This is a genomic window from Asanoa ishikariensis (assembly GCF_900107455.1).
Classification (GTDB): domain Bacteria; phylum Actinomycetota; class Actinomycetes; order Mycobacteriales; family Micromonosporaceae; genus Asanoa; species Asanoa ishikariensis.
Genome location: NZ_FNQB01000002.1, coordinates 461,599 through 486,643, shown reverse-complemented (window position 1 = coordinate 486,643; position 25,045 = coordinate 461,599). Strand labels below are relative to the sequence as shown.

22 protein-coding genes are annotated in these 25,045 nt (G+C 73.1%); 13 read left to right on the top strand and 9 right to left on the bottom strand.

All coding sequences use genetic code 11. The features are described 5' to 3' along the window. Nucleotides 1-40: 40 nt before the first annotated feature. From BLV39_RS16565 to BLV39_RS16545, 5 genes are all read left to right on the top strand, one after another. Nucleotides 41-760 carry an ATP-binding protein gene (locus BLV39_RS16565; RefSeq protein WP_239083598.1) on the top strand — a complete coding sequence of 240 codons (720 nt, stop codon included), beginning with the start codon at nucleotides 41-43 and terminating at the stop codon, nucleotides 758-760. Between the two features lie 84 nt (nucleotides 761-844). Further along, a complete protein-coding gene (locus BLV39_RS16560) occupies nucleotides 845-1,570 on the top strand; it encodes an ABC transporter ATP-binding protein (protein WP_090792829.1) in 726 nt (241 codons plus the stop codon). Further along, nucleotides 1,567-2,337 (top strand): ABC-2 transporter permease, encoded by a 771-nt coding sequence (locus BLV39_RS16555; protein ID WP_143049785.1) that lies wholly within the window; start codon nucleotides 1,567-1,569, stop codon nucleotides 2,335-2,337. Before BLV39_RS16560 ends, BLV39_RS16555 begins: the two co-directional genes overlap by 4 nt. A gap of 17 nt (nucleotides 2,338-2,354) precedes the next feature. Then, nucleotides 2,355-3,671 (top strand): sensor histidine kinase, encoded by a 1,317-nt coding sequence (locus tag BLV39_RS16550; RefSeq protein WP_090792822.1) that lies wholly within the window; start codon nucleotides 2,355-2,357, stop codon nucleotides 3,669-3,671. A gap of 1 nt (nucleotide 3,672) precedes the next feature. Further along, on the top strand, nucleotides 3,673-4,308 hold the full coding sequence (locus BLV39_RS16545; protein WP_090792819.1) for a response regulator transcription factor: 636 nt from the start codon (nucleotides 3,673-3,675) through the stop codon (nucleotides 4,306-4,308). 24 nt (nucleotides 4,309-4,332) lie between these two features. Here BLV39_RS16545 and BLV39_RS16540 read toward each other — a convergent pair whose 3' ends face one another. Continuing rightward, complete coding sequence (locus BLV39_RS16540; protein WP_090792817.1) at nucleotides 4,333-5,481, bottom strand: SigB/SigF/SigG family RNA polymerase sigma factor; 1,149 nt, start codon at nucleotides 5,479-5,481, stop codon at nucleotides 4,333-4,335. 261 nt (nucleotides 5,482-5,742) lie between these two features. On the opposite strand from BLV39_RS16540, the gene BLV39_RS16535 reads away from it, so the two are divergent. After that, the gene (locus BLV39_RS16535) at nucleotides 5,743-6,342 is read left to right on the top strand and encodes a DUF5709 domain-containing protein (protein WP_090792814.1); all 600 of its coding nucleotides are present in this window, start codon (nucleotides 5,743-5,745) and stop codon (nucleotides 6,340-6,342) included. A 6-nt stretch (nucleotides 6,343-6,348) separates the two neighbouring features. Here BLV39_RS16535 and BLV39_RS16530 read toward each other — a convergent pair whose 3' ends face one another. The 3 genes from BLV39_RS16530 to BLV39_RS16520 form a co-directional block, all read right to left on the bottom strand. After that, complete coding sequence (locus tag BLV39_RS16530) at nucleotides 6,349-6,990, bottom strand: response regulator (protein ID WP_090792811.1); 642 nt, start codon at nucleotides 6,988-6,990, stop codon at nucleotides 6,349-6,351. Between the two features lie 150 nt (nucleotides 6,991-7,140). Further along, nucleotides 7,141-8,304 carry a MacS family sensor histidine kinase gene (gene macS / locus BLV39_RS16525; protein ID WP_239083599.1) on the bottom strand — a complete coding sequence of 388 codons (1,164 nt, stop codon included), beginning with the start codon at nucleotides 8,302-8,304 and terminating at the stop codon, nucleotides 7,141-7,143. Beyond that, entirely contained in the window at nucleotides 8,301-10,562 is a 2,262-nt protein-coding gene (locus tag BLV39_RS16520; RefSeq protein ID WP_176984943.1) for a PP2C family protein-serine/threonine phosphatase, read from the bottom strand. The genes macS and BLV39_RS16520 overlap by 4 nt, the downstream gene beginning before the upstream one ends. 177 nt (nucleotides 10,563-10,739) lie before the next feature. On the opposite strand from BLV39_RS16520, the gene BLV39_RS16515 reads away from it, so the two are divergent. Together BLV39_RS16515 and BLV39_RS16510 are read left to right on the top strand one after the other, a co-directional pair. After that, nucleotides 10,740-11,231 carry an ATP-binding protein gene (locus BLV39_RS16515; RefSeq protein ID WP_090792806.1) on the top strand — a complete coding sequence of 164 codons (492 nt, stop codon included), beginning with the start codon at nucleotides 10,740-10,742 and terminating at the stop codon, nucleotides 11,229-11,231. After that, complete coding sequence (locus BLV39_RS16510) at nucleotides 11,228-11,611, top strand: STAS domain-containing protein (RefSeq protein WP_239083600.1); 384 nt, start codon at nucleotides 11,228-11,230, stop codon at nucleotides 11,609-11,611. Before BLV39_RS16515 ends, BLV39_RS16510 begins: the two co-directional genes overlap by 4 nt. Here BLV39_RS16510 and BLV39_RS16505 read toward each other — a convergent pair. Beyond that, on the bottom strand, nucleotides 11,596-12,114 hold the full coding sequence (locus BLV39_RS16505; RefSeq protein WP_090792803.1) for an SsgA family sporulation/cell division regulator: 519 nt from the start codon (nucleotides 12,112-12,114) through the stop codon (nucleotides 11,596-11,598). The two genes, BLV39_RS16510 and BLV39_RS16505, sit on opposite strands and share 16 nt — an antisense overlap. Before the next feature lie 166 nt (nucleotides 12,115-12,280). After that, nucleotides 12,281-12,877, bottom strand: a complete 597-nt coding sequence (locus tag BLV39_RS16500) for a LysE/ArgO family amino acid transporter (protein WP_090792801.1) — start codon at nucleotides 12,875-12,877, stop codon at nucleotides 12,281-12,283. 71 nt (nucleotides 12,878-12,948) lie between these two features. Between BLV39_RS16500 and BLV39_RS16495 the strand changes: the two genes are divergently transcribed. Next, nucleotides 12,949-13,827 (top strand): LysR family transcriptional regulator ArgP, encoded by an 879-nt coding sequence (locus BLV39_RS16495; protein WP_090792798.1) that lies wholly within the window; start codon nucleotides 12,949-12,951, stop codon nucleotides 13,825-13,827. 122 nt (nucleotides 13,828-13,949) lie between these two features. Here BLV39_RS16495 and BLV39_RS16490 read toward each other — a convergent pair whose 3' ends face one another. After that, nucleotides 13,950-14,885 carry a ribose-phosphate diphosphokinase gene (locus BLV39_RS16490; protein ID WP_090792796.1) on the bottom strand — a complete coding sequence of 312 codons (936 nt, stop codon included), beginning with the start codon at nucleotides 14,883-14,885 and terminating at the stop codon, nucleotides 13,950-13,952. Nucleotides 14,886-14,932: 47 nt separating this feature from the next. On the opposite strand from BLV39_RS16490, the gene glpK reads away from it, so the two are divergent. Beyond that, nucleotides 14,933-16,390 carry a glycerol kinase GlpK gene (glpK, locus tag BLV39_RS16485; protein ID WP_204082758.1) on the top strand — a complete coding sequence of 486 codons (1,458 nt, stop codon included), beginning with the start codon at nucleotides 14,933-14,935 and terminating at the stop codon, nucleotides 16,388-16,390. Here glpK and BLV39_RS16480 read toward each other — a convergent pair. Beyond that, nucleotides 16,387-17,217 (bottom strand): phosphoribosylaminoimidazolesuccinocarboxamide synthase, encoded by an 831-nt coding sequence (locus BLV39_RS16480; protein ID WP_090792790.1) that lies wholly within the window; start codon nucleotides 17,215-17,217, stop codon nucleotides 16,387-16,389. The genes glpK and BLV39_RS16480 overlap by 4 nt on opposite strands. 86 nt (nucleotides 17,218-17,303) lie before the next feature. Here BLV39_RS16480 and BLV39_RS16475 point away from each other — a divergent pair, with 86 nt between their 5' ends. After that, nucleotides 17,304-18,566 (top strand): ABC transporter substrate-binding protein, encoded by a 1,263-nt coding sequence (locus BLV39_RS16475; RefSeq protein WP_090792787.1) that lies wholly within the window; start codon nucleotides 17,304-17,306, stop codon nucleotides 18,564-18,566. Here BLV39_RS16475 and BLV39_RS16470 read toward each other — a convergent pair. Then, nucleotides 18,563-18,817, bottom strand: a complete 255-nt coding sequence (locus BLV39_RS16470; RefSeq protein WP_090792785.1) for a hypothetical protein — start codon at nucleotides 18,815-18,817, stop codon at nucleotides 18,563-18,565. The two genes, BLV39_RS16475 and BLV39_RS16470, sit on opposite strands and share 4 nt — an antisense overlap. Nucleotides 18,818-18,965: 148 nt before the next feature. Here BLV39_RS16470 and BLV39_RS16465 point away from each other — a divergent pair, with 148 nt between their 5' ends. Together BLV39_RS16465 and BLV39_RS16460 are read left to right on the top strand one after the other, a co-directional pair. Beyond that, entirely contained in the window at nucleotides 18,966-21,986 is a 3,021-nt protein-coding gene (locus tag BLV39_RS16465; protein ID WP_090792782.1) for an FtsX-like permease family protein, read from the top strand. After that, on the top strand, nucleotides 21,983-25,036 hold the full coding sequence (locus BLV39_RS16460) for a thioesterase domain-containing protein (RefSeq protein WP_090792778.1): 3,054 nt from the start codon (nucleotides 21,983-21,985) through the stop codon (nucleotides 25,034-25,036). The genes BLV39_RS16465 and BLV39_RS16460 overlap by 4 nt, the downstream gene beginning before the upstream one ends. The last annotated feature ends 9 nt before the right edge of the window (nucleotides 25,037-25,045 follow it).

Sequence of the window (25,045 nt, the reverse complement as noted above, 5' to 3'; positions counted from 1 at the left end):
GGCACGAACGGACGTCCCCGACATGCACAATGGAGCGATCATGCCGACCGACGTGCATTTTCTGGTGGCCGACGACGATCCGTACGCGGTCGTCCAGCTCCAGGGTGTGCTCGACGAGCGGTCGGCACAGGCGTTGCGTGGTGCCCTGCTGTCCGTCGTCGCCGACCGCACGCCGGCGGTCATCGAGGTGACCGGCCTGCGGATCGACGACCCGACCGTGCTGTCGACCTTCGGCGAGGTGGCCCGCGAGACCGCCGACTGGCCCGCCGGCCAACCGGTGATCAGCGTGCCGGCGGCCGTCGCGGACCCCTGGCGCGGCGTGGGCTTCCGGCTCGCCGACGGCGACCGACGTGCCGCCGCCTTCTCCACGGAGACCCTGCTGCGCGGCAGCCTGGAGCCGATGCCCGGCGCCGCCCGCCGCGCCCGCGAGTTGGTCACGGAGGCGTGCGCCCGCTGGGAGCTACCGGCGGTCGCCGGTCCGGCCTGCATCGTCGTCACGGAGCTCGTGAACAACGTGGTCGCGCACGCACACACGCCGATGACGGTCCTGGTCGGCCGGGGCGCCGACGGCGACACCCTGCACCTCTCGGTGCGCGACTGGTCGCACACGCTGCCGGTCTACGGCGGCCCGGTCCCGACCACGGCGTACGGCGGCCGAGGCCTCCTGCTGATCGAGGCGGTAGCCCTGCGCTGGGGCGTCAGCGACCTACCCGACGGCAAGCTCGTCTGGTCCGTGGTCGCACCCGACTACGAGGACTGACCGCCCTCGGGGGTGGAAACCCCCAGGCCCGGTCGGGTGGTTTCCGGCTTCTGAGCGCTGACGGTGCTGCCTAGCGTCATTCGTGTGATCGAACTTCGTGAGCTGACCAAGAGGTACGGCCGTCGGGTCGCCGTCGACGGGCTCAGTGTCCGGGTCCAGCCGGGTGTGGTGACCGGGTTTCTCGGCCCCAACGGATCCGGCAAGTCGACGACCATGCGGATGATCCTCGGCCTGGACGCCCCCGACCGGGGCGAGGCACTGATCGGCGGCGTCCCGTACCCGGACCTGAAGTGGCCGTTGAGGACGGTCGGCGCGCTGCTCGACGCCGGGGCGTTCCACCCCGGCCGCAGCGCCCGCGCGCACCTGGCCGCACTGGCCGCCAGCAACGACATCCCCGGTTCGCGGGTCGAGCAGGTGTTGCGCATCGTCGGGCTGTCCGACGCGGCGACCCGGCGCGCCGGCACGTACTCGCTCGGCATGCGCCAGCGGCTCGGTGTGGCCGTGGCCCTGCTCGGCGACCCGGGCGTCCTGCTGCTCGACGAGCCGGTCAACGGGCTGGATCCGGAGGGCATCCGCTGGATCCGGGACCTGTTGCGCGGACTCGCCGCCGAAGGCCGGACCGTGTTCGTGTCCAGCCATCTGATCGCCGAGATGGCGCTGACCGCCGACCGGCTCGTGGTGATCGGCCGCGGCCGGCTGCTGGCCGAGACGACCGTCGCCGAGCTCGCCGCCGGCGACGACAGCCTGGAAGACGCGTTCTTCCGGCTGACCTCGCAGGCCACCGACTATCGCGGAGTGGGAGCGTCATGAACGGGTACGGATTCCGGCAAGCGGCCCGGATGGAGCGGATCAAGCTGGGCAGCGTCCGTTCGACGTGGTGGTTGGCGATCGCGGCGGTGGTCTCGATGGCGGCGGCCGGGGCCGGGGTGGGACTGGGTTACCGATCGCACACCCCGGTGGCCACCGGCGCCCAGATCCTGAACAACAGCCTCGGCGGCGCCATCGTGGCCCAGTTGCTCCTCGGAGCGCTCGGCGTCCTGATGGTGACCGGCGAGTACGGCACGGGGATGATCCGCTCGACGTTCGCCGCCGTCCCGCGGCGGCGGATCGTCGTGGCCGCGAAGGCCGCCGTGTGCGGCGGAGCGGCTCTCACCATCGGCCTGGTCGCGAGTTTCGCCGGCTATCTGGGCGGGCAGCTCGCGATCCGTGGCACCGCCATCCCGGCCGCCTCCCTCGGGGACGGGCCGATCCTGCGGGCGGTCCTGCTGACCGGCGTGTATCTGGGCGCCACCGCGTTGATCGGGGTCGGCATCGGGACGATCGTGCGGCACTCGGGCGCCGCGATCGGCACGTTGTTCGGTCTGATGTTCGTCCCGATGATCGTGGCCGGCCTGTTCGGTGAGAGCGGAATCGCGGTCGGCCGGTTCGTCCCGCTGCTCATGCTGCTCAACTCGATCGCGGTGACGTCGCCGATCCCCGGGTTGTTCGCGGGCTGGGTCAGCGTGCTGTTGATGTGCGGGTACGCGGCGGCGGCGATCCTGTGCGGCGGCCTGCTGCTCCGCCACCGCGACGCCTGACCGGCGACAATCGGCTGATGACCGCGTTGCGCGCTCCGTTCACGACCCTGGCTCTGCGCCGGGCGGTGTACTGCGTCGTCTGCGTGGTCAGCGCGGCCGCGATCCTGGCCGTACCGGCGATCGTGCCCGGCCTTGGCGTCCTGATCCTCTGGGCGACCGGAGCCATGTCCGACCGGCCCGCACCCGTCGTCGGGCCGGTGTTCCTGGTGCTGTTCCCGCTCACCGTCGCGCTCCTGGTCGTGCTGGCCGCACCGACCGGGCGCGCGCTGGGAGCCGTGCACCGCTCACTCGCGGACCGGCTGCTCGGCGTGCACGTGGACGCACCGCCGAAGCGGATCGGCTCGGTCCTCTCCGACGGGCCGGGCTGGCGAGCCATCGGGTACTGCCTGCTCAAGGTGCCACTGGCCATCCCACAGGGCTACGGCGCGTTCTGCTACGTGTTCGGCCTGGTCAACCTCAGCTATCCGGTGTGGTGGCCGCTGTTTCGCAACCACCCGGCCGGCACGACCCTCGGGCCGGTGTGGGCGCTGACTCCGTTCGGCACCATCGGTACGCGGACGTTCGCCGGAACATTCCTGATCGCCGCGGCCGGTCTCGCGATGCTGCTGGTCGCACCGTGGTTGATGCGGGCCGGCACGACGGCGGACCTGGCCGCGATGCGCCGGCTGCTCGGTCCGCGCCGGCTGGCCGAGCGGGTACGCGAACTGCAGATCAGCCGCGCCCAGGCGATCGACGACGCGGCCACGATGATGCGCAGGCTGGAGCGGGACCTGCACGACGGCGCGCAGATCCGGCTGGCCACACTGGCGATGAACCTCGGCATGGCGACCGAGAAGCTCGGTGTCGACGGCCCGCCGCCCGATCTCGCGCAGGCCCGTGAACTGGTCGCGCTCGCCCACCGCGGAGCGAAGGATGCCCTCGCCGACCTGCGCGACCTGGTGCGCGGAATCCACCCGCCGGTCCTCGACAGCGGCCTCGGCGACGCGTTGGCGACGCTCGCGACGAGCAGCGCCATCCCGGTCTCGGTGCACGTCGACCTGCCCGACCGGCCGGCGCCCGCGATCGAGACCATCACGTACTTCTGCGCCTCCGAACTCCTCGCGAACGCGGCCAAACACAGCCACGCGACCCGGATCGGGCTCGACGTCATCCGATCCGGCGCGCACGTGCTGCTGACCGTCGAGGACGATGGCGCCGGCGGGGCGAACGCGGACGGACCCGGTCTGTCCGGGCTGGCGCGCCGGATCGCCGTCGTGGACGGGCGGATGCGCGTACACAGTCCGATCGGCGGTCCGACCCGGGTCGAGCTCGAACTGCCCACAGGAGGGTTGTGACATGCGGGTGGTGATCGCGGAGGACGCCGCGATGATGCGCGAAGGGCTGGTCCGGCTGCTCACCGACCGCGGTTTCGAGGTGTGCGCCGCGGTGGCCGACGCGGACGCGTTGCGGTCCGCGATCGCGGAGACCGCACCGGACGTGGCCATCATCGACATTCGGATGCCACCGACGCACACCGACGAGGGACTACGCGCCGCGATCGACATCCGGCGCGACCACCCCGACGTCGGAGTGCTGGTGTTCTCGCAGTACGTGGAGACCCGCTACGCGACCCGCCTGCTCGCCGACCGGCCGAACGGCGTCGGCTACCTGCTCAAGGACCGCGTCGCCGACGTCGCCGATTTCGTGGAGGCACTGACCCGGGTGGCATCCGGGGGCACCGCGCTGGATCCGGAGGTGGTCGGCCACCTGATGCGCGCCGGGCGTGACACGGCGTCGCTGACGCCTCGGGAGCGTGAGGTGCTCGCGCTGATGGCCGAGGGCCGATCCAACGCCGGGATCGCGGCGGCTCTGGTGATCACCCCGGGGGTCGTGGAGAAGCACGTGGCGAACATCTTCGCAAAACTCGGCCTGGCGTCCTCGGACAGCGACAACCGCCGGGTCCTGGCCGTCCTCCGCCACGTCAGCGGCTGAGTTCAGGGGCGCGCCGCACGCACCTTAGTCGTGCGGGGCGGCCATGATCGGGGTTAGGCCGGCTACTCGCAACGTGCGGCGGACGTAGACCTGCATGTCGCCGATGCGCAGCCGGACGCTGGCGGCGCGGGCTGCCTCCAGCCCGGCCAGCAGGGCCGACACCCCGGCCGCGTCGATGATCGGCACGCCGGCCAGGCTGACCGCGACCTCGCGTGGTCGTGGCCGGTCCGCGGCCACCTCGACCGCCTCCAACAACGCCGAGCGCAGCGGGTCGGCGGTGTCCCGGTCGACCTCGCCCGTCACGTCCAGGCGGACCAGGCCGCCCTTGTCGCGGCGTTGGATGGTGATCTCGTGGTGGTCGCCTGGGCCCATGCCGGCCTGCCACTGCTTGGGCGCGTCGCTGAGCATCGCTTCGCGCAGCCAGGCCAGTGCCCGGGACAGGAGCCGGGACACGTGCATCTGGGAGATGCCCAACTCGGTGGCGATCTCCGTCTGGGTCTTGTTGCCGTAGAACCGCAGCGCCAGGATCCGCCGCTCGCGTTCGGGCAGCCGGCACAGCAGGCTGGCGACCGTCAGCCGGTCGTCGACCGCCTCCAGGCCCACGTCGGCGCCGCCGATCAGGTCGCCGAGCTCGGCCTCGCTCTCGGCTCTGGCCGGCATGTTCAACGACAGCGGCGTGTACGCGGCCGCCGTCTCCAGCGCCGCCAGCACATCCTCCTCGTCGACCCGGAGGCGTTCGGCCAGTTCGGGGACGGTCGGCGAGCGGCGCAGCTTGGCGGTCATCTCGGTGGACGCCCGGTTGACCTCGATGCTGAGCTCCTGCATCCGACGAGGGACGTGGACGCCCCAGGTGCGGTCGCGGAAATGGCGACGGAGCTCGCCGATGATGGTCGCCGCGGCGAAACCGGTGAAGGCCCCGCGTTCGGGATCAAAGCGGTCGACTGCCTTCAGCAGCCCCAGCCGCGCCACCTGCTCCAGGTCGTCCATCGGCTCACCGCGGCCTCGATAGCGCCGCGCCAGCCGGCCGGCGAACGGCATCGCGGAACGGACGAGCCGTTCCCGCGCCATCCGCCGCGCATCATCTCCCGAACGGTGGGCATAAGACATGGCGACCGCGTCGAGGGCCGGCAGGTCCAAGTCACCAGAAGCGGGCATGCCGCTTTGGAGGGTCATCGCGCAGCCTCCTCGTTCGCCTCACTACCGCCCTGGTGGGGCGGGAGGGAGTCGGCACCGGTTTGTGGAATGTGCTGGCTGATGCCCGCGTGTTGAGCACCCCGGAGACCGCCGCTGTAGTACGGCTGTCCCCTCAACGTGACCATACGTCGGTGCGCGCGAACGGAGCAATGAAAAACAAAGCGTATTACTTGCTCCGAGGCATCTATCACATCGGGACACCCCCGGTTGTCCTGGCCGGAAGCGGGGTAGGAGCGCCGTATGCGCCGCGAAGACGAGTACCCAGAGCCCTGGTCGGACCCTGAGGCCGAAGGCCTGCCCGGCACCGCCGACGACGACTCCACCGCATACGACGACGTCGAGTCGGAGCGGGAGATCCAGGGGCCGGATCCGGCCGCGCTGCCTGTCGACTCGCCCCTGGCCGTCGACCGCTTCGGCACCACGGGTGAGGAAGCTGAGCAGGGTGAGTCGCTCGACTACAAGCTGGCCCGGGAGAACCTGCCCGAAGAGGTCGACGATCCGCTGGCGACGCCGGCCGATCCGAAGATCCGCGACGAGGAGGACCTGGGCACCGAAAAGGCCCAGTCGCAGCTCGACGCCGACGTGCTGGACGACGGGCCGAAGGGCGACCCGAACTCCGAGGTCTCGCTCTACGACACCGACGGGCTCGAGCTCGACGGTGGTGGCGCACCCATAGGGCGCCTGGTCGACCCGAACCAGCTCGCCGGTGAGGACGAGCCCGAGGGCGCGCTCCTCGACGACGAGGGTGACTCCATCGCGGACGACGCCGGCGCGGCGGGTGGCGGCGCGACCGCCGAGGAGCTGGCGATGCACGAGACCGAGGAACCGCCGTACGAGTAGGACGGCTCAGTCAAGTCCCTGCTCGATGGCGTACCGGGTGAGTTCGACCCGGTTGTGGAGCTGGAGCTTGCCCAGCGTGTTCTGCACGTGGTTCTGCACGGTGCGGTGCGAGACACCCAGCCGCTCGGCGATCTGCTTGTAGGACAGTCCCTTGGCGACCAGCCGCAGGACCTCGGTCTCGCGCTCGGTCAGGGCCGGCGGCCCAGGGTCCGACGCCGCCGCCAGCCTCCGGTACTCGCCCAACACCAGCCCCGCGAGACCGGGCGTGAAGACCGCTTCGCCGGCAGCGGTACGCGCGACCGCGGCCAGGAACTCGTCCGGTGCCGCCGACTTGAGCAGGTAGCCGGCCGCGCCCGCCTTCACGGCGTCGAGCACGCTCTGCTGCTCGCCACTGGCCGACAGCATCAGCACCCGCACGTCCGGCAGCGCCGCGCGCAGGCCACGCACCACCTCGACGCCGGAGATGTCGGGCAGTTGGAGGTCTAGCACGACCACGTCCGGCCGGGTCGCGCCGGCGATCCGCACCGCCTGCCGCCCTTCCCCAGTCGTCGCCACGACGTCATAGCCAGCCTCCGCGAGGTCGCGGGCGACCCCCGTGCGCCACATTGGATGGTCGTCGACCACCATCAGCCGGATCCGATCGGTCATGCCGGGTCCCCACTTCGTGGTGACCCGCCCTGCCCGGGCGGGCTCTGCTGATGATGCCCTCGCCATGGCTCGGTCATGACGGGTCCCCACTTCGTGGTGACCCGCCCTGCCCGGGCGGGCTCTGCTGATGATTCCCTCGCCAAGGCTCGGTCATACGGACACCTTAGGAACCACCATCTCGATCTCGGTGCCCTGGCCCGGTGCCGAGTGGATCCGGACGGTCCCGCCGAGGTCGGTGATGCGGCCGCGGATCGCCTGCGCGACACCGAGCCGGCCCTCCTGCTCCGCCGCCGCGAGCCGGCCGGGCTCGATCCCGGCGCCGTCGTCTCGGACGGTCACGGTCACCGCGTCCGGCTCGTCCTCGACCAGCACGAAGATGCCCGCGGCCGGTCCCGCGTGCCGGGCGGCGTTGTCGAGCGCCGCGCTGACGGCGGCGGCGATCTGGGACGCGACGGCCGAGGGCAGCGGCACGGCGGTCGCCGGTGCGGCCACCGAGACCACGTCACTGGCGTACGCGGTGACCAGCGCGCCCAGGTCGACGACGCCGCTGGCGGACGGTGGCGGCGCACCGGTCGCGATCAGCCGGCGCAGCGCGGCCTCCTGCTCCCCCGCCAGCCGGGCCAGCTCGCGCGCCTCACCGTCGAGGCTGGCACCGCGGCGGCGGACCAGCGCGAGCACCTGGAGCACGGAGTCGTGGATGTCCCGGGCGAGCCGTTCCCGTTCGCGGTTGGCCGCCTCGAGCTCCACCGCCCGTTGCAACCGCGCCTCGGCGATCGCGGCCAGCCGGGTGACGTGCCCGACGCCGACGGCGGCCAGCAGCATCAGGCTCGTGCCGGTCAGCGAGGTCTGGTTGAGGTTGGGCCGGATCGCCAGGTCGGCCAGGCCGAGCAGCAGCGCGGCCAGGATGCCGAGCCGCCGGCCGCCCGCGACCGCCCAGGCCAGCACGGGCGCGGCCAGCCAGGCCACCGCCATCCCCGGCGTGCCGCGGCCCAGCGCGTCCTGGCCGATCACCCAGTCGGCCGAGAGCAGCACGGCGGCGGTGACCGCGAGGTCGGCGATCAGCAGTGGCCAGCGGCGCCGCTCCGGGCGGGCGAACAGCCAGCTCGCGGCGATCGTCCAGCCGATCAGCACGACGACGACGGGTATCGCCGCCAGCGGGCGCACGTAGTCGCGTACGTTGCCGGCGATCAGCGCCAGCGCCCAGGCCAGCGAGGCGAACCGGAAGACCACGATCGCGCGCCACAACGGCGTCTGCAGCCCGCCGGAGACCGTCAGCAGCCCGCCGGAGGCCGCCGGCCGCCCGGTCGGACTCACGCGGGGCGCAGCCGCAGCGCGACGACGCAGGTGTCGTCACCGGGGTTGGCCGGCTGGAGCCGACCGATCAGCTCGTCGACCGGCAGGTGGCCGGTGCCGGCCAGGCTGCGCAGCAGCGGCCCGAGCCAGTCGCTGTCGTAGCCACCCCGGCGCTCGATCAGGCCGTCGGTGTAGAGCAGCACCGTGTCCCCTTCGGCCAGCGTCGTCGTGACGGTGTCGTACGTGCTGTCGGGTCGCGCCCCGACGATCATCCCGGGTGGCCGGGTGAGCGCCGCGGCGGTGCCGTCGCCCGAGACCAGGATCGGCGGCGGGTGGCCGGCCTGCGCCCAGGTGAGCTCCCGGGTCTGCGGATCGAAGTGTGCCACCACGACGGTCGCCGTGGGTTCGCTGGCGTCGTCGTGGACGATCCGGTTGAGGTAGGCCAGCAGCTCACCGGGCTCGGTGCTGGTGACGGCGAGCGCGGCGACCGAGTGCCGCAGCCGGGCCATCGTGGCGGCGGCGGCGATGCCGTGGCCGGCCACGTCGCCGACCGCGAGCAGGCTGCGGCCGTCGGCGATCTCGACCACGTCGTACCAGTCGCCGCCGACCCGGCTGACCACCTCGGCCGGCAGGTAGCGGACGGCGACGTCCAGCCCCGGCAGGTGCAGGACGCCGGTCGGGATCGGCAGGATGATCTGCTGCAACGCGACCACCAGGCGGTGCTCGGTCTGCTGCATGCGCAGCCGCTCGGCCAGCTCGGCCTCGACGTCGACCAGCCGAGCCCGGTCGCGCGCGGCCGCCTCGCTCGCCGTCACGTCCTGCACGATTCCGTAGACCTTGAGCACCCGGCCGGTCCGGTCGCGGATGGTCTCGAACCGGGCGCGCAGGTAGCGGACCTCTCCGGCGACCAGGATGCGGTAGTTGAGGTCGGCGGACTGGCCGTGCTCGAAGACCCGGGCAAGCTGCGGCGCGATCCGCGGCGCGTCCTGCGGGTGCAGGTTGCCGGCCGCCTCGTCCAGGGTCGGCGGGCCGCTCTCCGGGTCGCGCCGGAAGATCGAGTAGAGGCCCTCGGACCAGTAGACGCTGCCGGTGCCCAGATCCCACTCGCCGTACCCCAGCCGGCCCAGCCGTTCGGTCTGCGCGATCCGCGCGGCCAGCCGGCGCTCCTCGTCGAGCCGGGTCCAGGTGAGCAGCACGCCGCCGCCGAACCGGGAGATCCGCACGGTGAACACCGCGGTCTCGATGCCCGCGGTCTGCGGGGTGTACGTGAACGGCCCGATCTCGCGCGGTCGGCCAGAGCTGAGCACCTGGGCCAGCGAGTGCCACAGCTCGCTGCCGACGATGCTCGGGTAGCGGGTGGCCGTGCTGCTGCCGACCAGCTCCCGCCCGCGCAGCCCGGTCACGTCGGTGGCCTCCGGGCTGGCCGCGACCAGCACCCAGTCGACGATCTCGCCACCCGCGTCGCGAATCGGCACGGAGACACCGACCGCACCGGGCATCGCGTCGAGCATCGACTGGGCGTCCGTGATCCAGCCAGCCTGGTGGGGGTGCGCCCGCAGCCGCTTCGCGATCTCGCCGGTGGCCTCGCCGACCAGCGTGCTCACCGTCTCGCGCACCGCCGCTGGGAACGTCTGCTGCTTGACGAAGAAGGCGACGACAACGGCTACCGCGGCCGTGTCGCCGAGGACCGGCACCACCGCTCGCGATGGCCAGTCCGCGCCGGGCCCGCCGACCAGCAGGTAGTGCGGCGGCGTCGCGGTGCGGTCGGGCAGGAAGAGCGGGTCCCGGGTACGGGCGACGTAGCCGGCCTCGGTCGGCGGGTGCGCCGGCACCCGGCTCCAGGCGTCGACCACCGCCGGCGGCACCCCCGCCGCGCCGACGAGCTGCAACGAGGCGTCCGGCTCGACCGCGTACACCGCGACCGCGTCGGCGCCCACCTCGTGCGCCAGGCGCTGCTGGAGCGTGCCGGCGAGGTCGGCCAGCGGCTCCTGGCCGGGCGCGGCCAGCGCCCGGGCGGCCATCGCCGCGGCATCGGCGGCCGCGGCGCTCGCCATCCGGCGCACCTCCTCGAAGGGCGCCGGCGAGCTGGGGCGGGCGCTGTCGAGGATCGCCGAGGCGGCCTCGGCCACGGGCACGCCGGAGCGGTCGGCCAGCCCCTGCAACCGTTCTCTCGCCTCTCCCGGTGTGCACTCCAGTCGCTCTGCCAACACCGCCACGGCGGCGTCGATCAGGGCGGCCAGTGGGCCGTCCGCTCCGGGGGCCATCCGGTTGTCCGGCACGCTCCGACGATCCCACAGTCCCGGCGCTCGTGGCGCGGCCTTGCGACGGGCGCCACCAGGGGCGGACCAGGGTTCTTGGTCGGATGCGGGACTGGCCGGCAGGACGTAGTGTGATTGAGGGCCAGTACCGCGCTGACGGTCGCGGGGCCCCACTCGCTCGCACCTCCGAGGCGGCACATGACCGACGACGGGCACCATCGGCCGGACGCGGTTGTGCCCGCTGCCGGCCAGCAGTTGCTCGCCGAGCGGTTCGCCCGGGGCCAGGTGACCGACCTGCGGCACGCGCTCGCCGCCTGTGCCGAGGCCGCCGGCCTGCGCGACCAGCGCCTCGACGATTTCGTCCTCGCCGTCAACGAGCTGATCACCAACGCCGTGCGCCACGGCGGCGGCGCGGGTGTGCTGCGGCTCTGGCGCGCAGGCGGCACGCTGGTCTGCGAGGTCTCCGACGGCGGTGCTGGCATCGGCGCGGAGCGCCTGGCCAACCACGAACGTCCCGCTCCCGACGTGGCCGGCGGCTGGGGGTTGTGGCTAGCCGGCCAGCTCAGCGACAGCATGCAGGTGGCAACCGGCCCGGCCGGCACGACGGTGCGGATCAGCACCATGCTCAACGGCGTGCACGGCCGGCTCGCCGACGCCGACACCGCCGGCGCCGTGGAGCGGGTGGAGTGAACACCGACCCGGCCGCACCGAGGCAGGCCACGGGCGGCCCCCGGATCGAGGAGACCGAGCTGGTCGCCCCGCTGGTGGTGACCGCTGAGCCGGCCGGTGAGCTGGTGCGCCTGCGGCTCGCGGGCGAGCTCGACATGTCGACCGCGCCGGAGCTGCTGCAACGGATCATCGCGCTGGCGACCGGCGGCACACCTCGACTGGTGATCGACCTCGCGGCGCTGACCTTCTGCGACTCGGCGGGGTTGACCACGTTCGTGCGGGGCGACCGGCGCTGCGTCGAGGCCGGCGGTTGGCTGCGGCTGACCGGCGCCTACGGGCACGTGGCCCGAGTGATCGAGATCAGCGGGGTCGAGGACTCTCTCGGCTACCGCCCGTCCTGATCCAGGTCGGGGTCGGCCTGGTCGGGCTCCGGCAGCAACTGCCCACTCAGCCACGCGTCGGCGTCGATGTCTAGTCGCTCCGACTCGCGACCCCGCGGCACCTGCGCGTAGGTGTCCTCCAGGAAGGCGGCGACCGTCGCCCGCGGCGCCTCGAGCAGCGCCTGACCGTCGGGCGAGCTCAGTGCCAGCGCGACCGCGTCACCGTGGGTCGTGCGCCACGGCCAGACCCGCACGTCGCCGAGGCCGCTGGGCTCGTGGAGGCCGGCCGCGAGCAACTCGCGCGCGAACGACCAGAGCACCGCCTCGCGTCGGCGACGATCAAGAAAGAAGCGGACCTGCACCGCGTACGGGTCGCCCGGGTCGTAGTGCAGCCCGCAGCGCACCGGCACACCCGACGCGTCCGGCGCGAGGAGGCGCACCACTGTCTCCACCGCGACCCCGGCCGGCTGCCGCGACTGTTCTCCGCCCGGTCCGTCGACCGCCGGAACCGGCTCGAGCCCCATGCCGTCCCCCTCTCACCCGGTCGTGCACCACACCGACCGGAGGCTCACCCGATCGTGTTGCGTGAATGGTGCCGCCTGTCAAGAGGGTGGGGTCGCACACCGCGTGCGCGCAACCCGTCGTTTTTTAGTCCCACCGGAGGGACCGTCTGGGATGGACCGGGCGAGGTCAGGCGAGCAGCAGGCCCAAGGCGATCGCGACCATGATGGCGGCGACGACGCCGTCGAGCACGCGCCAGGCCGCCGGACGGGCCAGCACGGGCGCCAGTTTGTGCGCCGCGCCGCCGAGCGCGGCGAACCAGACGACGCTGGCCGTGACGGCGCCGGCCGCGAACACCCACTGGTAGCGGTGCTGGCTGGCGACCGCGCCCAGCAGCAGCACGGTGTCGAGGTAGACGTGCGGGTTGAGGTAGGTGAAGGCGAGGCAGGCGACCAGGGTGGCGCGCAGGGTGGCGGGGCGGGCCTCGCCGGGATCGAGCACCGCCGGCCGCATCGCGCGGCGCGCGGCGAGCACCGCGTAACTGAGCAGGAACGCTGCGCCACACCACTTCGCGACCTGCAACAGCATCGGTCGGTCGGCGATCGCGGTGCCCATGCCCGCGACGCCGATCGAGATCAACAGGGCGTCGGAGAGCGCACAGATGATCACTACGGCCCAGACGTGCTCGCGACGCAGCCCCTGGCGGAGCACGAACGCGTTCTGGGCGCCGATCGCCGCGATCAGTGCGATCGAGTTGGCGAATCCGGCGAGCACGGAGGTGAGCATGGGCGAACCGTACGTGCGGCGCTGACCGTACTCCAGCTCAGGTTTTTCATGGTTGTTTAGAATTTCTCATCATGGCGCTCGACTCGACGCAGCTAGCGACGTTCGCCGCCGTGGTCGACGAAGGCAGCTTCGAGGCCGCGGCGCGGGTCCTGCACGTCACCCCGTCGGCGGTCAGCCAGCGAGTCAAGGCGCTGGAGCAGGCGGTCGGCCAGGTCGTGCTGCGCCGGGCCAAGCCGTGCCGCGCGACACCCGCCGGGCGCCCGCTGCTCCGACTGGCCGGCCAGATCGCGGTGCTCGAACGCGAGGCGCTGGCCGCCGCCGCCCACCGCGACGGGCAGTGGTCCCGGGCGGCCGTCGTGGTCAACGCCGACTCGCTGGCCACCTGGTTCCTGCCCGCCCTGGTCACGGCCGGCGACCGGATCCTCTTCGACGTGCGCGAGGACGACCAGGACCACACGACCGAGCTGCTCCGCGACGGGGCGGTGATGGCCGCGGTCACCGCGCAGCGCGAGGCGGTCCAGGGCTGCCGGGCCGAGCGGCTGGGCGCGATGCGCTACCTGGCGGTGGCCGCGCCGCGCGTGGCGGCCCGCTGGTTCCCGGCGGGCGGCACCCCGGCCGAGTTCGCGGCGGCACCGATGCTCGTCCTGGACCGCAAGGACCGCCTCCAACACAAGTTCCTGCGGTCGCTGACCCCCCGCCCGCCGGAGCCGCCGACCCACTACATCCCCTCGGCCTGGGGCTTCACGGAAGCCATCCGCCTCGGCGTGGGCTGGGGCCTGATGCCGGAACAACTAGCGGACGCCGACCTGCACAACGGCCGAGTAACACGCCTAGCGGCCGCCCATCAACTGGACGTCCCCCTGTACTGGCAACACTGGAAATTGACCTCGACAGTCCTGAGTGCCCTGACCACCGCGGTCCGCGCAGCGGCCGCGTCGGCCCTCCGTTAGACCGCGACCCGGCGCGGACCTGGCAGCGGAGCGAAGCGGAGCGGTCTCCGGCGGGAGCGACGGTCGCAACCGCCGCGGACCCGGGCACCGGACCCTGCCGTTGATCAAGAAACTGCCGTTGATTAAGAAAAGAGTGCGCTTACTGATTCTCCGTTGTGGATGCGGCGCATGGCTTCGGCGAGGGCCGGGGCTACCGAGAGCACCGTGAGCTGGGGGATGCGCTTCTCGATCGGGATCGGCACCGTGTTCGTGCAGACGATCTCGGTGACGCCTTCCAGGGCGGCCAGCCGGTCCAGGGCGTCCTCGGCGAACAGGCCATGCGTGCAGACCAGCCGGATCGAGCGGGCCTTGAGCTGGTGCAGGTGGTCGACCAGTTCGATCACCGTGCTGCCCTTGGCGATCTCGTCGTCGAGCACGATCACGTCGCGGTCGGTGACGTCGCCGATCACCGCGCTGATCCGGACCTTGTCGTGGAAACGCTGCTTGGCGCCCGCGGCGACCGGGGTGCCGAGCATCCGGGCGAACGCCGCCGCCTCCTTGGCGTTGCCCAGGTCGGGCGAGACCACCACGGTCTCGCTCAGGTCCTCGCCGCGGAAGTGGTTGGCAAGCTCCCGCAGGGCGTGCAGGTGGTCGACCGGCACGCTGAAGAAGCCGTGCACCTGCGGTGAGTGCAGGGTCATCGCCAGCACCCGGTGGGCACCCGCGGAGACCAGCAGGTCGGCCACGAGCCGGGCGCCGATCGAGATGCGTGGGGCGTCCTTCTTGTCGGAGCGGGCGTACGCGAAGTGCGGCAGAACCACCGTGATCCGCCCGGCGGAGGCGCCCCGGGCCGCGTCGATCATGAAGAGCAGCTCGACCAGGTTCTCCTGGGTCGGTTGGACGATCGGCTGGATCAGGAAGACGTCGCGCTCCCGGCAGTTGGCCTGCAACTGCACTTCGAGGCAGTCGTTGGCGAACCGGGAGATCCGGGTCGGCCGCAAGGGAACACCCAGGTGCTCACAGATGTCGGCCGCTAGTTCGGGATGGGCACCACCGCTGAAGACCGCGATCTCGCGCACGATTTCAATCCTATTCGGGCGCTCGATCGGCCGGCACAATGGCCCGCATGCCCTACGTCGCCGCGATCGATCAAGGCACCACCTCGTCCCGGTGCATCGTGTTCGACGAAGCCGGTGGGATCGCCGCCGTCGCTCGGCGCGAGCATCGGCAGCGCTACCCGCGCCCGGGCTGGGTCGAGCACGACGCCGCCGAGATCTGGGCCGATGTGCGGGCCGTGGTCGACGAGGCGACGGCCGGCTACGACGTCGCCGCGCTGGGCATCACCAACCAGCGTGAGACCACCGTGGTCTGGGACCGGGCCACCGGCGAGCCGGTGCACAACGCGATCGTCTGGCAGGACACCCGCACCGAGCCGATCCTGCGCACGCTGGCCGACCGCGAGGACGAGATCCGCCGGATCACCGGGCTGCCGCTGGCCACCTACTTCGCCGGACCCAAGCTGCGCTGGCTGCTCGACAACGTCGACGGTCTGCGTGACCGGGCGCGGCGCGGGGACGTGCTGTTCGGCACCGTCGACAGTTGGCTCATCTGGAACCTGACCGGCCGGCACGTCACCGACGTGACCAACGCGAGCCGGACGTTGCTGATGGACCTGCGCACCCTTGACTGGAGCCCGGACCTGCTCGACGCGTTCGGCATCCCGGCGGCGATGTTGCCCGAGATCCGCCCGTCGGCCGAGGTCTACGGCACCGTCCGGGGCGGCCGGATGGACGGCGTGCCGGTGGCCGGAGCGCTCGGTGATCAGCAGGCGGCGCTGTTCGGGCAGGCCTGCTTCCAGCCGGGCGAGGGCAAGTGCACCTACGGCACCGGCAGCTTCCTGCTGGTCAACACCGGCGCCACCCCGGTGGTGTCGCGCCACGGGCTGCTCACCACGGTCGGCTACCAGGTCGGTTCACAGGCACCGGCGTACGCCCTGGAAGGCGCGATCGCCGTCACCGGCGCGCTGGTCCAGTGGCTGCGCGACAACCTGGGCCTGATCTCGGGCGCCGACGAGATCGAGGCGCTGGCCGCGTCGGTCGACGACAACGGCGGCTGCTACATCGTGCCGGCGTTCTCCGGGCTGTTCGCACCGCACTGGCGCGGCGACGCGCGGGGCGTGATCGCCGGGCTCACGGGCTACATCACCAAGGCCCACCTGGCCCGCGCCGCGCTGGAGGCGAGCGCCTGGCAGACCCGCGAGGTGGTCGAGGCGATGGACGCCGACACGGACGTGGCGCTGCGCCGGCTGCGCGTCGACGGCGGGATGACCGTCAACAACCTGCTCATGCAGTGCCTGTCCGACGTGCTCGACCTGCCGGTGGTCCGGCCGCGGGTCACGGAGACCACCTGCCTGGGCGCCGCCTACGCGGCCGGGCTGGCCGTCGGCTTCTGGCCAGACCTGGACGCGCTGCGCGCCCACTGGCGCCCGGACGCGCAGTGGGAACCGGCCGCCGACAAGACCCGCCGCGACCGCGAGTGGACCCAGTGGCGCAAGGCGGTCGCCCGTACGCTCGATTGGGTCTAAAAAGCCTGGCCGGTCAGGCGTTCATAGATGTCGATGTAGCGCGCGCGGGTCACCGCGACGACGTCGTCCGGCACCGGGGGCGGCGGTGACTTCTTGTCCCAGCCGGCGTCGGTCGCCCAGTCACGGACGAACTGCTTGTCGAACGAGAACTGGGTGCGCCCGGGCTGGTAGTCGTCGGCCGGCCAGAACCGCGAGGAGTCCGGGGTGAGCACCTCGTCGGCGAGCACCAGGGTGCCGTCCGGTGCCCGGCCGATCTCGATCTTCGTGTCGGCGATCAGCACGCCCCGCTCGGCGGCCAGGTCGGCCCCACGCTGGTAGACGGCCAGCGTGAGGTCCCGGATCGCCTCCGCGGTCTCGCGGCCGACCGTGTCGATCACCTGCGCGAAGGAGATCGGTTCGTCGTGCGCGCCGGCCGGTGCCTTGGTCGACGGCGTGAAGATCGGCTCAGGGAACCTCGCCGCCTCGACCAGGCCGGGCGCGAGCGCGATGCCGGAGACCGTGCCGGTCGCGTCGTACTCCCGCTTGCCCCCACCGGTCAGGTAGCCGCGGGCGACGCACTCGACCGGCAGCATGTCGAGCCGGCGGACCCGGATCGCGCGCCCGGCGAACTCGGCCGGCACGTCGGTCGCGGAGACCACGTGGTTGGGCACGATGTCGGCGAGCTGGTCGAACCACCACAGCGAGAGCCGGGTCAGGATCGCGCCCTTGTCGGGGATCGGCGTGGGCAGGATGACGTCGTAGATGGACAGCCGGTCGGAGGCGACCAGCACGAGCTCGTCGCCGTCGGCGTAGACGTCCCGGACCTTGCCCTGGTGCACCAGCTCCACGATTTCAGTAGATCACGAGCGGTTGACACCGGTCCGTACGGGCTGTGTAGTGATGATCCGGTACCCGACCAGCCAGGAGCTCGTGCGTGCGCAGATTCCCCCGCCGGCCGGCGGTCGCGCTGCTCGCCACCTTCTGCCTTCTGGCGGGCGGCTGCTCCGCGGGCGACCGGGAGGGCTCCGGCGACTCGGTGACGCTGTCCGTGTTCTGGTGGGGTGACCAGGACCGGGCCGAGCGCACCGAGGCCGCGCTGAAGCTCTACTCGAACCGGCACCCGGGCACCACCTTCAAAGTCACCTGGCAGGGTGAGGCCGGCTACTACGACCGGCTGGCCACCCAGGCGGTCGGCGGCAACGCGCCCGACCTGTTCCAGATCGACGACTCCCGGCTGGTCGACTACGCGACCCAGGGCCTGCTGCTCGACCTGAGCGCGCCGGTCGCCCGCGGCCAGGTCGACGTGACCAGGTTCCCGCCGGGGCTCGCCGACTACGGCACCGTCGGCGGCAAGGTGGTCGCGGTGGCCGCCGGCGCCGAGACCTCGGCGCTGATCTACAACCGGTCGCTGGTCAAAGAGCTCGGCGTGGCCGAGCCGAAGACCGGGATGAGCTACTCGCAACTGCTGGCCTGGGCGGCGCGGGTGACCCGCGAGAGCGGCGGCGAGGTCAACGGCCTCGCGGACGCCTCCGGTGACCTGGACGCGTTCTGGATGTGGCTGCGGGCCCAGGGCCGCGAGCTCTACCAGGGTGACGGCCCCGGCTTCGGCACCGAGGACGTGGTGCGCTGGTTCACGCTGTGGCAGGAGGCGCGCTGGGACGACGCGACGCCGTCCGCCGGTGGCGCGAACGCGCGACGTGCGCTGGTCGACGGGAAGGTCGCGGCCGCGTTCGGCTCGTCGGGCCAGTTCGCCGGTTGGCAGGCCGGCACCGACGACCAGCTCGCGCTGGTCGCCTGCCCGGGCGACACCCGTGGACAGTGGGCGCGAGCCAACTACTACTGGGCCGGCTTCCGGGGCACCCGGGACGCCGGCGCCGTCGCCGACGTGATCGACTTCCTGGCCAACGACCCGCAGGCCGGCCGCGCGCTCGGCGACGACCGGGGCTTCGCGCCGAACCTCGAGGTGCGCGAGGCCAACGGCGCGGACCTGGCCGAGGGGCCGGTCCGCACCGCGCTCGCCTTCGAGAGCGCGATGAGCGCCCGGATCGGCCGGGCACCGGCACCGCCGCCGCTGGCCCACGCCGAGCTGCGCACCCTGCTTGCCGCGTCGGCCGCCGCCGTGGCCAGCGAGAAGTCGACGCTGAACAAGGCGGCGGACGACTTCGCCCGCAAGTCGGCGACGGCGCTCGCGCGCTAACGCCGCTTGCGGTTGCGGCTGATCAGCACCACCGCGACCACGATGCCGCCGACGACAACCAGGCAGCAGAGCAGCCCGGCGACGCCGAAGAAGCCGAAGCCACCGCTGCGCCGGCGGCTGCGGGCAGCCTCGACCGCCACGTCGTAGGCGCCAGAGGTGCTGGCCCAGGCCATGGCGGGCACGAAGACCGCGAGGGTGGCGGTGGTGACGACGGCGCCGACCCGGGCGAACCATTTACGGACGAGTTCCATGTAGCCATCCTGCGGTGCGCGCGCAAGTCCTGCCGTCCCGGGGTCACGGGGCAGACAAGATCTGTCGATCGTGACAACCTCTCGGAACGGTGGTCGCGTCCACCATGCGGGCCTGCGCGCCGCGGCTGGGTCCGGGACAGGAGCGGGGATGTTCGGGCTGATCCTGCGTGCGATCGCCAGCCGGCGCGCACCCGCTGTCACGCTGTTTCTGCTCACCGTGCTGTCCGCCGGCGCGGCCGCCGCCGCACCCCAGTACATCGCCACGACCACCCGCGACCTGGCCGCCGCGACGGCCGAGGCGGCAGCGGTCGACGCCCGCACGGTGACGCTGCGCCGCGAGCTCGACCAGCGCGAACTGCGCCCCGACGCGGTCAAGCAGGCCGAGCGGGAGGTCAGCGACGCGCTCGGCCTGCCCGAGCTGACGGTGCGCGGCGGCCTCCAGGTCAACGGTTCGATCGTGGCGGGCGGCACCAGCACCAACCTGCTGCTCGCCTACCGCACCGGGTTCTGCGATCAGCTGGTCCTCGACGGCGCCTGCCCGAGCCGACCGGGCGAGGTGGCGGTCGACGAGGCGACGGCCCGACGGTTCGGTGTCAAGGCCGGGGATCGGCTGGCCTACGCGCCCGGCTTCGAGAAGGACCCGTTCACCGTGTCGGGGGTCTACCGGATCACGGACCCGTTCTCCGACTACTGGGCCGCCTCACGGCTGCCGATCAGCGGCACGCCGACGTTGGCGCCGGTGCTGACCATGCCGGAGACCATCGTCGCCGCGAACCCGCAGGCCAGCACCCTGGCCGTCGACGCGGTGGGCGGGCAGGACCTGTTCGCGCACGTCCCGCCCCTGGCCGTTCGCGACCGGATCGTCAAGGCCATACCGGTGCTCGGCCAACGCGGCTATGAGGCGCAGACCCCCCTGCGGTCGCTCGCGGTGGGCATCTACAACAGCCAGCTCGACATCGTGTACGCGGTGCCGATCAGTCTGATCGAGCTGCTCGCGTTCTGCTGGATCGCACTGTTCCTCGCGGTGCGGCACGGCGCGTTGGAGCGCCATCGCGACGTCGGCCTGCTCAAACTGCGCGGCACCGCCCAACTGCGGATCCTGAGCCTGACCCTGGGCCAGAGCGGGGTGCCGATGCTCGCCGGCGGCCTGGTCGGGCTGGCGGCGGCCATCCCGCTGCGGGCCGGCGGCGGCATAGCGAGCGCCTCGGCCACGACCACCGATCTGCTGTCCGTCGCCGCGGCGGCGGTGACGGTGCTCGGCGCGATCCTGGCTGCCGCCGTCGCCGAACGGCGAGCGCTGGCCGCGCCCGTCGCGTTGCTGATGCGGGCCGTGCCGCCCCGGCGGTCCGGCTGGCGCTACGGCGCGGTCGACGGGGTCCTGGTCATCCTCGCCCTGGCCGGCGCCTACGAGGCCTGGTCGTACGCCAGTCGCGACCCGGCCCAAGGCGCCGCGTACCAGAGCACCTGGCTGGCCCTGCTCGCCCCGGCGCTGTTGGCGCTCGCGCTCGGTGTGGTGCTGGCCCGGTTCGTCGGCCCCGCGTCCGCCGAGGTGGGCCGCCGGGCCTTGCGGGCCGGCCGCCTCGGCGTCGCGTTCACCGCCACCGAGCTCGCCCGGCGGCCCGCTGTGCCCCGCCTCACCGCGCTGCTGACCGCGGCGGTCACGCTGTTCTGCGTCGCGGTGACCACTTCGGACACCACCACCAGGTCCGGGCAGGAGCGGGCGGCCACCGAGATCGGCGCCGACCGGGTGCTGCGGGTGTCCGCACCGAGCCGTGCCGTCCTGCTCGCCGCGACCCGCTCGATCGACCCGCAGGGTGATTTCCTGATGGCCGTCGTCGCGTCGCCCAACGTCGGAGTGCTGGCCGTCGACGCGACAAGGCTGGCCACGGTCGCCCGCTGGCGTGGCGAGTACGGCGGCACCGACGTCGCGGCGGTGGCGGCCCGGCTGCGTCCCCAACGACCGGAGCCGCTGACCGTCACCGGCTCCGAGCTGACGCTGAGGGCGGCCGCGCTCCGGGGCGGCGCCACCGTGGCGGCCACCCTCCAGGCCGCCGACGGCTCGGCGGTCAAGGTCGACTTCGGATTGATCACCGGCGGCGCCGCCGACTACCGGAAGCCGGCGGAGGGCTGCGCGGACGGCTGCAAGCTGGTCTCGTTCAAGATCGTCGGAGTGGGTGCGGTCGCTGCGGGCGAGCGCCCGATCGGGGACCCGCCCCCGGAATATCCCGCACCCGACGCGGTGCTGTTCTCGGCGCTGCGGGGCACGACGGGCGGGATCGACCCGCCGGCGTTCGCCGACCGGTCCCGCTGGCGCACCGCGAGCGGTGGCGGCCAGATCCCGACGGCGGTGTCGGTGACGCCGGAGGGACTCGTGCTCACGCCCGACGACCCGGTCAACAGCGACCCCTTGGTGTTCGTCGACGAGAGCCCCGAACGGCTGCCCGCCATCGCCGCGGGCGTCAAGCAGGCCGAGCTCGCCGCCGCCGACCCGCACCTGCAGGCGTTCCCGGGCAGCCTGATTCCGGTCGCCGTGGCCGGAGGCGCGCACACGGTTCCCCTTGTCGGGCGGGACGCGATGCTGGTCGACCTCGAGACCGCCGACGTGATGACCGGCGACCTCGGCGGCGGCGACTCGATGCAGGTGTGGGCGACCGACGCCGCCCCCGCCGACCTCGCCGACCGGCTCGCCGAGCACCACGTCGACACGTACGGCACCGGCACCATCGCGGAGCAGGCCGAGCGCTATTCCCGCCAGGCCCCGCCGTCGACGATCCGGTTCCAACTGGTCGCCGCCGCCCTCATGGTGCTGCTGGCCGCCGGCGCGCTCGGCGTGATCGTCGCGGTCGAACGCCGCCCGCGCCGCACCGAGCTCGCGGCGCTGCGCCACCAGGGTCTCGGCGCCCGCACCGCGCGGCGGGCGATGTTCGGCGGTTACCTGGTCGTGGCGGCCGTCGCCCTGGTCGCCGGGCTGGTGGCCGCGCTGCCGGCCCGCACCATCCTGGCCGCACCGCTGTCGGCGTTCCCTGATCGCTGGGACGTGCTGCCGGCGCCGGCCGCGCTGCGCCCCGGCCCGCTGTTCCTCGCGGCCGCCGCGGCCGCCCTGGTGTTCGCCCTGGTCGTGTTGCTGGCTTCCGGCCGGTCACGACGCGACGGAGGAGAGTCGACATGATCGGCGTGATCGTCGACCTGCTTCGGGCCGCCCGGCGCCGCACCGGCGTGCTGGTGCTGCTCGGCGCGTTGCCGGTGGCCGCGGCGGTGGCCGGCCCGGCCTACGTCGACGCCGCGCAACGGGCGATCGTGGCCAGCGAGGTGGCCGCGGCGAAGCCCAACGAGACGGTGCTGAACTTCGCACCCACGCTTCAGGGGCCCGAGCTCGGCGATGTCTTCGAGAACCTCGGCGCGAGCGAGTTCTCGACACCCGGGTTCGACCTCTACTTCTCCACCGCGTTCGATGTCGCGCCGCGCACGCCCAACCTCGCGTGGAAGCTGGCGTACCGCGACGACGTCTGCGCGCACGTGACGTTCGACGCCGGGCGCTGCCCCACCGGCCGGGGCGAGGTGATGATCGGCTTTCACTCCGCCGCCCAGCTCGACGCCGGGGTCGGCGACGCGATCTCGTTCCGCCAGTCGCGGTTCGATTCCGTCGACGGCGCGCCCCAGGTCGTCCGGCTGGCGAAGGCGGTGCCGCTGTCGATCGTCGGGGTCTACCGACCGACGGACCCCACCGAGGCCTACTGGGGACCGGTGCCACCGTTCCCGCCCGGCCTGTTCACAGACCCCACTGTGGTCACCAAAGCCACGTTCAGCCAGGTCGGTGTCGAACCGATGTTCGGCTCGCGGGCCACCTCGAAACTCTACGGGCGACCGCTGGAGGTGCCGGAGTCCCAGGCGTACGACCTGGTCGCCGACCCTGACCGGTTGAGCGTCGACTGGGTCGACGCCTACCCGGCCGAGCTCGACCGCATGAAGGCCACGGCGTTCGGGATCCAGGCCAACTTCGTCGTGGGCACCGATCCGCTGCTGGCCCGGATCGAGCAGAGCCGTTCGGCGGTGCGCTCGCTCGTCCCGTGGCTGGCCATGACGGTCGTGCCGCTGTGCTGGTTCGTGATCTTCCTGGCCGCGGCGTCCGGGGCGGAGGGCCGGCGCAGCGAGTTGGGCCAGGTCGCGGTGCGCGGCCTTCCCCTGCCGCACCGCTGGTGGCTGGCCGCCGGCCCGGACGCCATCGCGGTGCTGGTCGGCGCGCCGCTCGGGTGGGTGGCCGGCCAGTTCGTCGGCGGGTACGCGGTGCCCGGCGGCGCAACGGACCTGAGCCTGGGTTCGGCGCTGAGCCGCTTCGCGGCCGTGGCGGTCGTCGGCGCCGTGCTGGCCGTCGTGTTCGCCTACCGGCCCGTGGTCACCGGGCGCGCCATCGACCTGGTGCGCAAGGTGACGCGGCAGGTCGGGGCCTGGCGGTCGGTCACCGTCGACGCCATGGTGGTCGCCCTGGCCGCGTTCGCGGTGATCGAGGCGCGCACGGCGGAGGGCCCGGTCCGGGGTGGCCTCGCGACCCTGGCACCGGTGCTGGTGATCCTGGCCGGCGCCCTGCTCGCCGGTCGGCTGCTCGCTCCGGCCGCCCGCCGGGTGGGCCGGCGGGCGTTGTCCGCCGGCCGGCTGGCCGGCGCGTTGAGTGGCATCGAGCTGTCCCGCCGGTCGGCGCCGCGCCGGGCCGTGACACTCGCGGTGCTCGGCGCCGCGCTGCTCTGCTTCACCGTGCTCGCGGTCGACGCGGGTGCCGCCGCCCGGGCCCAGCGCGCCGGCATCGAAGTCGGCGCGGCCCGCGTCTTCGACGTCAACCAGGTCAGCGGGGGCGCGCTGCGGGCGGCGGTGCGCGCCGCCGACCCCGAAGGACGCTGGGCGATGGCCGCGGTCATCATCCCGGCGACCGGCTCTGGGCCGCCGTCGGTCGCGGCCGACACGGAGCGGCTCGCGACGGTCGCCTGGCCCGGCTCGGTGCCGGCGGACCTGCTGAGCCGGCTGCGACCCGCGGTGGCGCCGTCCGTCCCGGTGACCGGCAACCGGATCCGGGTGGACGCGACCGTGGTGATGCCCACGTTCGACCCGGCCCGGGACAAGTTCCGGGAGGGTTCTGAGCCTGAGCTCTGGATCGTGGTGCAGCCGCCCGGCGAGAGCGAGCGCCGGGTGGCGCTCGGCGACATCGCACTCGGCCGGCATCAGTACACCGGCAACCTGCCCGAGTGCGGGCCCGGGTGCCGGCTGGTCGCGGTGGAGGTCCAGCCGGCGCCCACTGCGCTCCAACTGACCGTGCACGAGATCAGCCAGCTGCAGCCCGACCAGGTCGTGGCCGGTGCCGGTGTCCTCGACGACCCGGCGCGCTGGCGAGCCACGACCGAAGACCGCAGCACGGCCACCGCACCGAAGCTCACCACCGGAGCCGGCGCCGTCACCGTCGAGATGGCACCCAGCGACGCGGCCCAACGCCTGGTGGTGGCGGACGCGACCGAGGTGCTGCCGATCCTGCGCACCACCTCGGCCGCAGCCCGCGAAACCGACACCGGCTGGGCGGTCGCGTCGCCCGGACGCGCCGTGCCGGCACCCGCGACCGCGGTCGGCGCACGGCCGGTCTTGCCCGGTGTCGGCGCCTCCGGCACGCTGGTCGACCTCGACTATCTCGACCGCGCCGCACCGATGGGCGCGGGCGGGGCGCCCCAGGTCTGGGTCGGCCCGGACGCGCCCGCCGACGCGGTCTCCCGGCTGGCCGACGCGGGCCTGACCGTGCTCGCCGAGACCGTGGCGGCCGACCGGGCCGAATACGAGAACAAGGCCGGCGCCGCGCTGGCCGCCCGCTACGAGTTGGTCACCGCCGCCTTCGCGGTCCTGCTGGTGCTGCTGGGCCTGGGTCTGGTCGCGGCGGTCGAACGCGCCGACCGCTCGGCCCGCGGCCGCGTGTTGCGCGCGCAGGGCGTGGCGGCACGTACGCTCCGCGCCGCCACCCGGCTGCTGGACCTCTGGCCCGTCCTCCTTGGCGTGCTCCTCGGCCCGCTGCTCGCCCTGGCGGCCTGGGCGCTCGCCGGGCAGGCCACCCCCGTCTTCCTCGACGCGGGCTGGCCGATGGCGTTGCCGGTCCTGCCCGACCTGGTGACGCTGGGGCTGGTCTGGGCCGGCTGCGCAGTGCTCCTCGTGATCGCGCTCGCCGCCCAGCAGCGCCGGCCGAAATTCTGACGATCACGA

Bases quoted from the DNA above. Each gene is read 5' to 3' on its own strand.
- BLV39_RS16500 (WP_090792801.1), bottom strand. From the start codon at position 12,877: ATGCTCACCTCCGTGCTCGCCGGATTCGCCAACTCGATCGCACTGATC.
- BLV39_RS16505 (WP_090792803.1), bottom strand. From the start codon at position 12,114: ATGGGGCTCGAGCCGGTTCCGGCGGTCGACGGACCGGGCGGAGAACAG.
- BLV39_RS16465 (WP_090792782.1), top strand. From the start codon at position 18,966: ATGTTCGGGCTGATCCTGCGTGCGATCGCCAGCCGGCGCGCACCCGCT.
- BLV39_RS16470 (WP_090792785.1), bottom strand. From the start codon at position 18,817: ATGGAACTCGTCCGTAAATGGTTCGCCCGGGTCGGCGCCGTCGTCACC.
- BLV39_RS16565 (WP_239083598.1), top strand. From the start codon at position 41: ATGCCGACCGACGTGCATTTTCTGGTGGCCGACGACGATCCGTACGCG.
- BLV39_RS16460 (WP_090792778.1), top strand. From the start codon at position 21,983: ATGATCGGCGTGATCGTCGACCTGCTTCGGGCCGCCCGGCGCCGCACC.
- BLV39_RS16535 (WP_090792814.1), top strand. From the start codon at position 5,743: ATGCGCCGCGAAGACGAGTACCCAGAGCCCTGGTCGGACCCTGAGGCC.
- BLV39_RS16530 (WP_090792811.1), bottom strand. From the start codon at position 6,990: ATGACCGATCGGATCCGGCTGATGGTGGTCGACGACCATCCAATGTGG.
- BLV39_RS16545 (WP_090792819.1), top strand. From the start codon at position 3,673: ATGCGGGTGGTGATCGCGGAGGACGCCGCGATGATGCGCGAAGGGCTG.
- BLV39_RS16540 (WP_090792817.1), bottom strand. From the start codon at position 5,481: ATGACCCTCCAAAGCGGCATGCCCGCTTCTGGTGACTTGGACCTGCCG.
- BLV39_RS16515 (WP_090792806.1), top strand. From the start codon at position 10,740: ATGACCGACGACGGGCACCATCGGCCGGACGCGGTTGTGCCCGCTGCC.
- BLV39_RS16550 (WP_090792822.1), top strand. From the start codon at position 2,355: ATGACCGCGTTGCGCGCTCCGTTCACGACCCTGGCTCTGCGCCGGGCG.
- BLV39_RS16495 (WP_090792798.1), top strand. From the start codon at position 12,949: ATGGCGCTCGACTCGACGCAGCTAGCGACGTTCGCCGCCGTGGTCGAC.
- glpK (WP_204082758.1), top strand. From the start codon at position 14,933: ATGCCCTACGTCGCCGCGATCGATCAAGGCACCACCTCGTCCCGGTGC.
- BLV39_RS16555 (WP_143049785.1), top strand. From the start codon at position 1,567: ATGAACGGGTACGGATTCCGGCAAGCGGCCCGGATGGAGCGGATCAAG.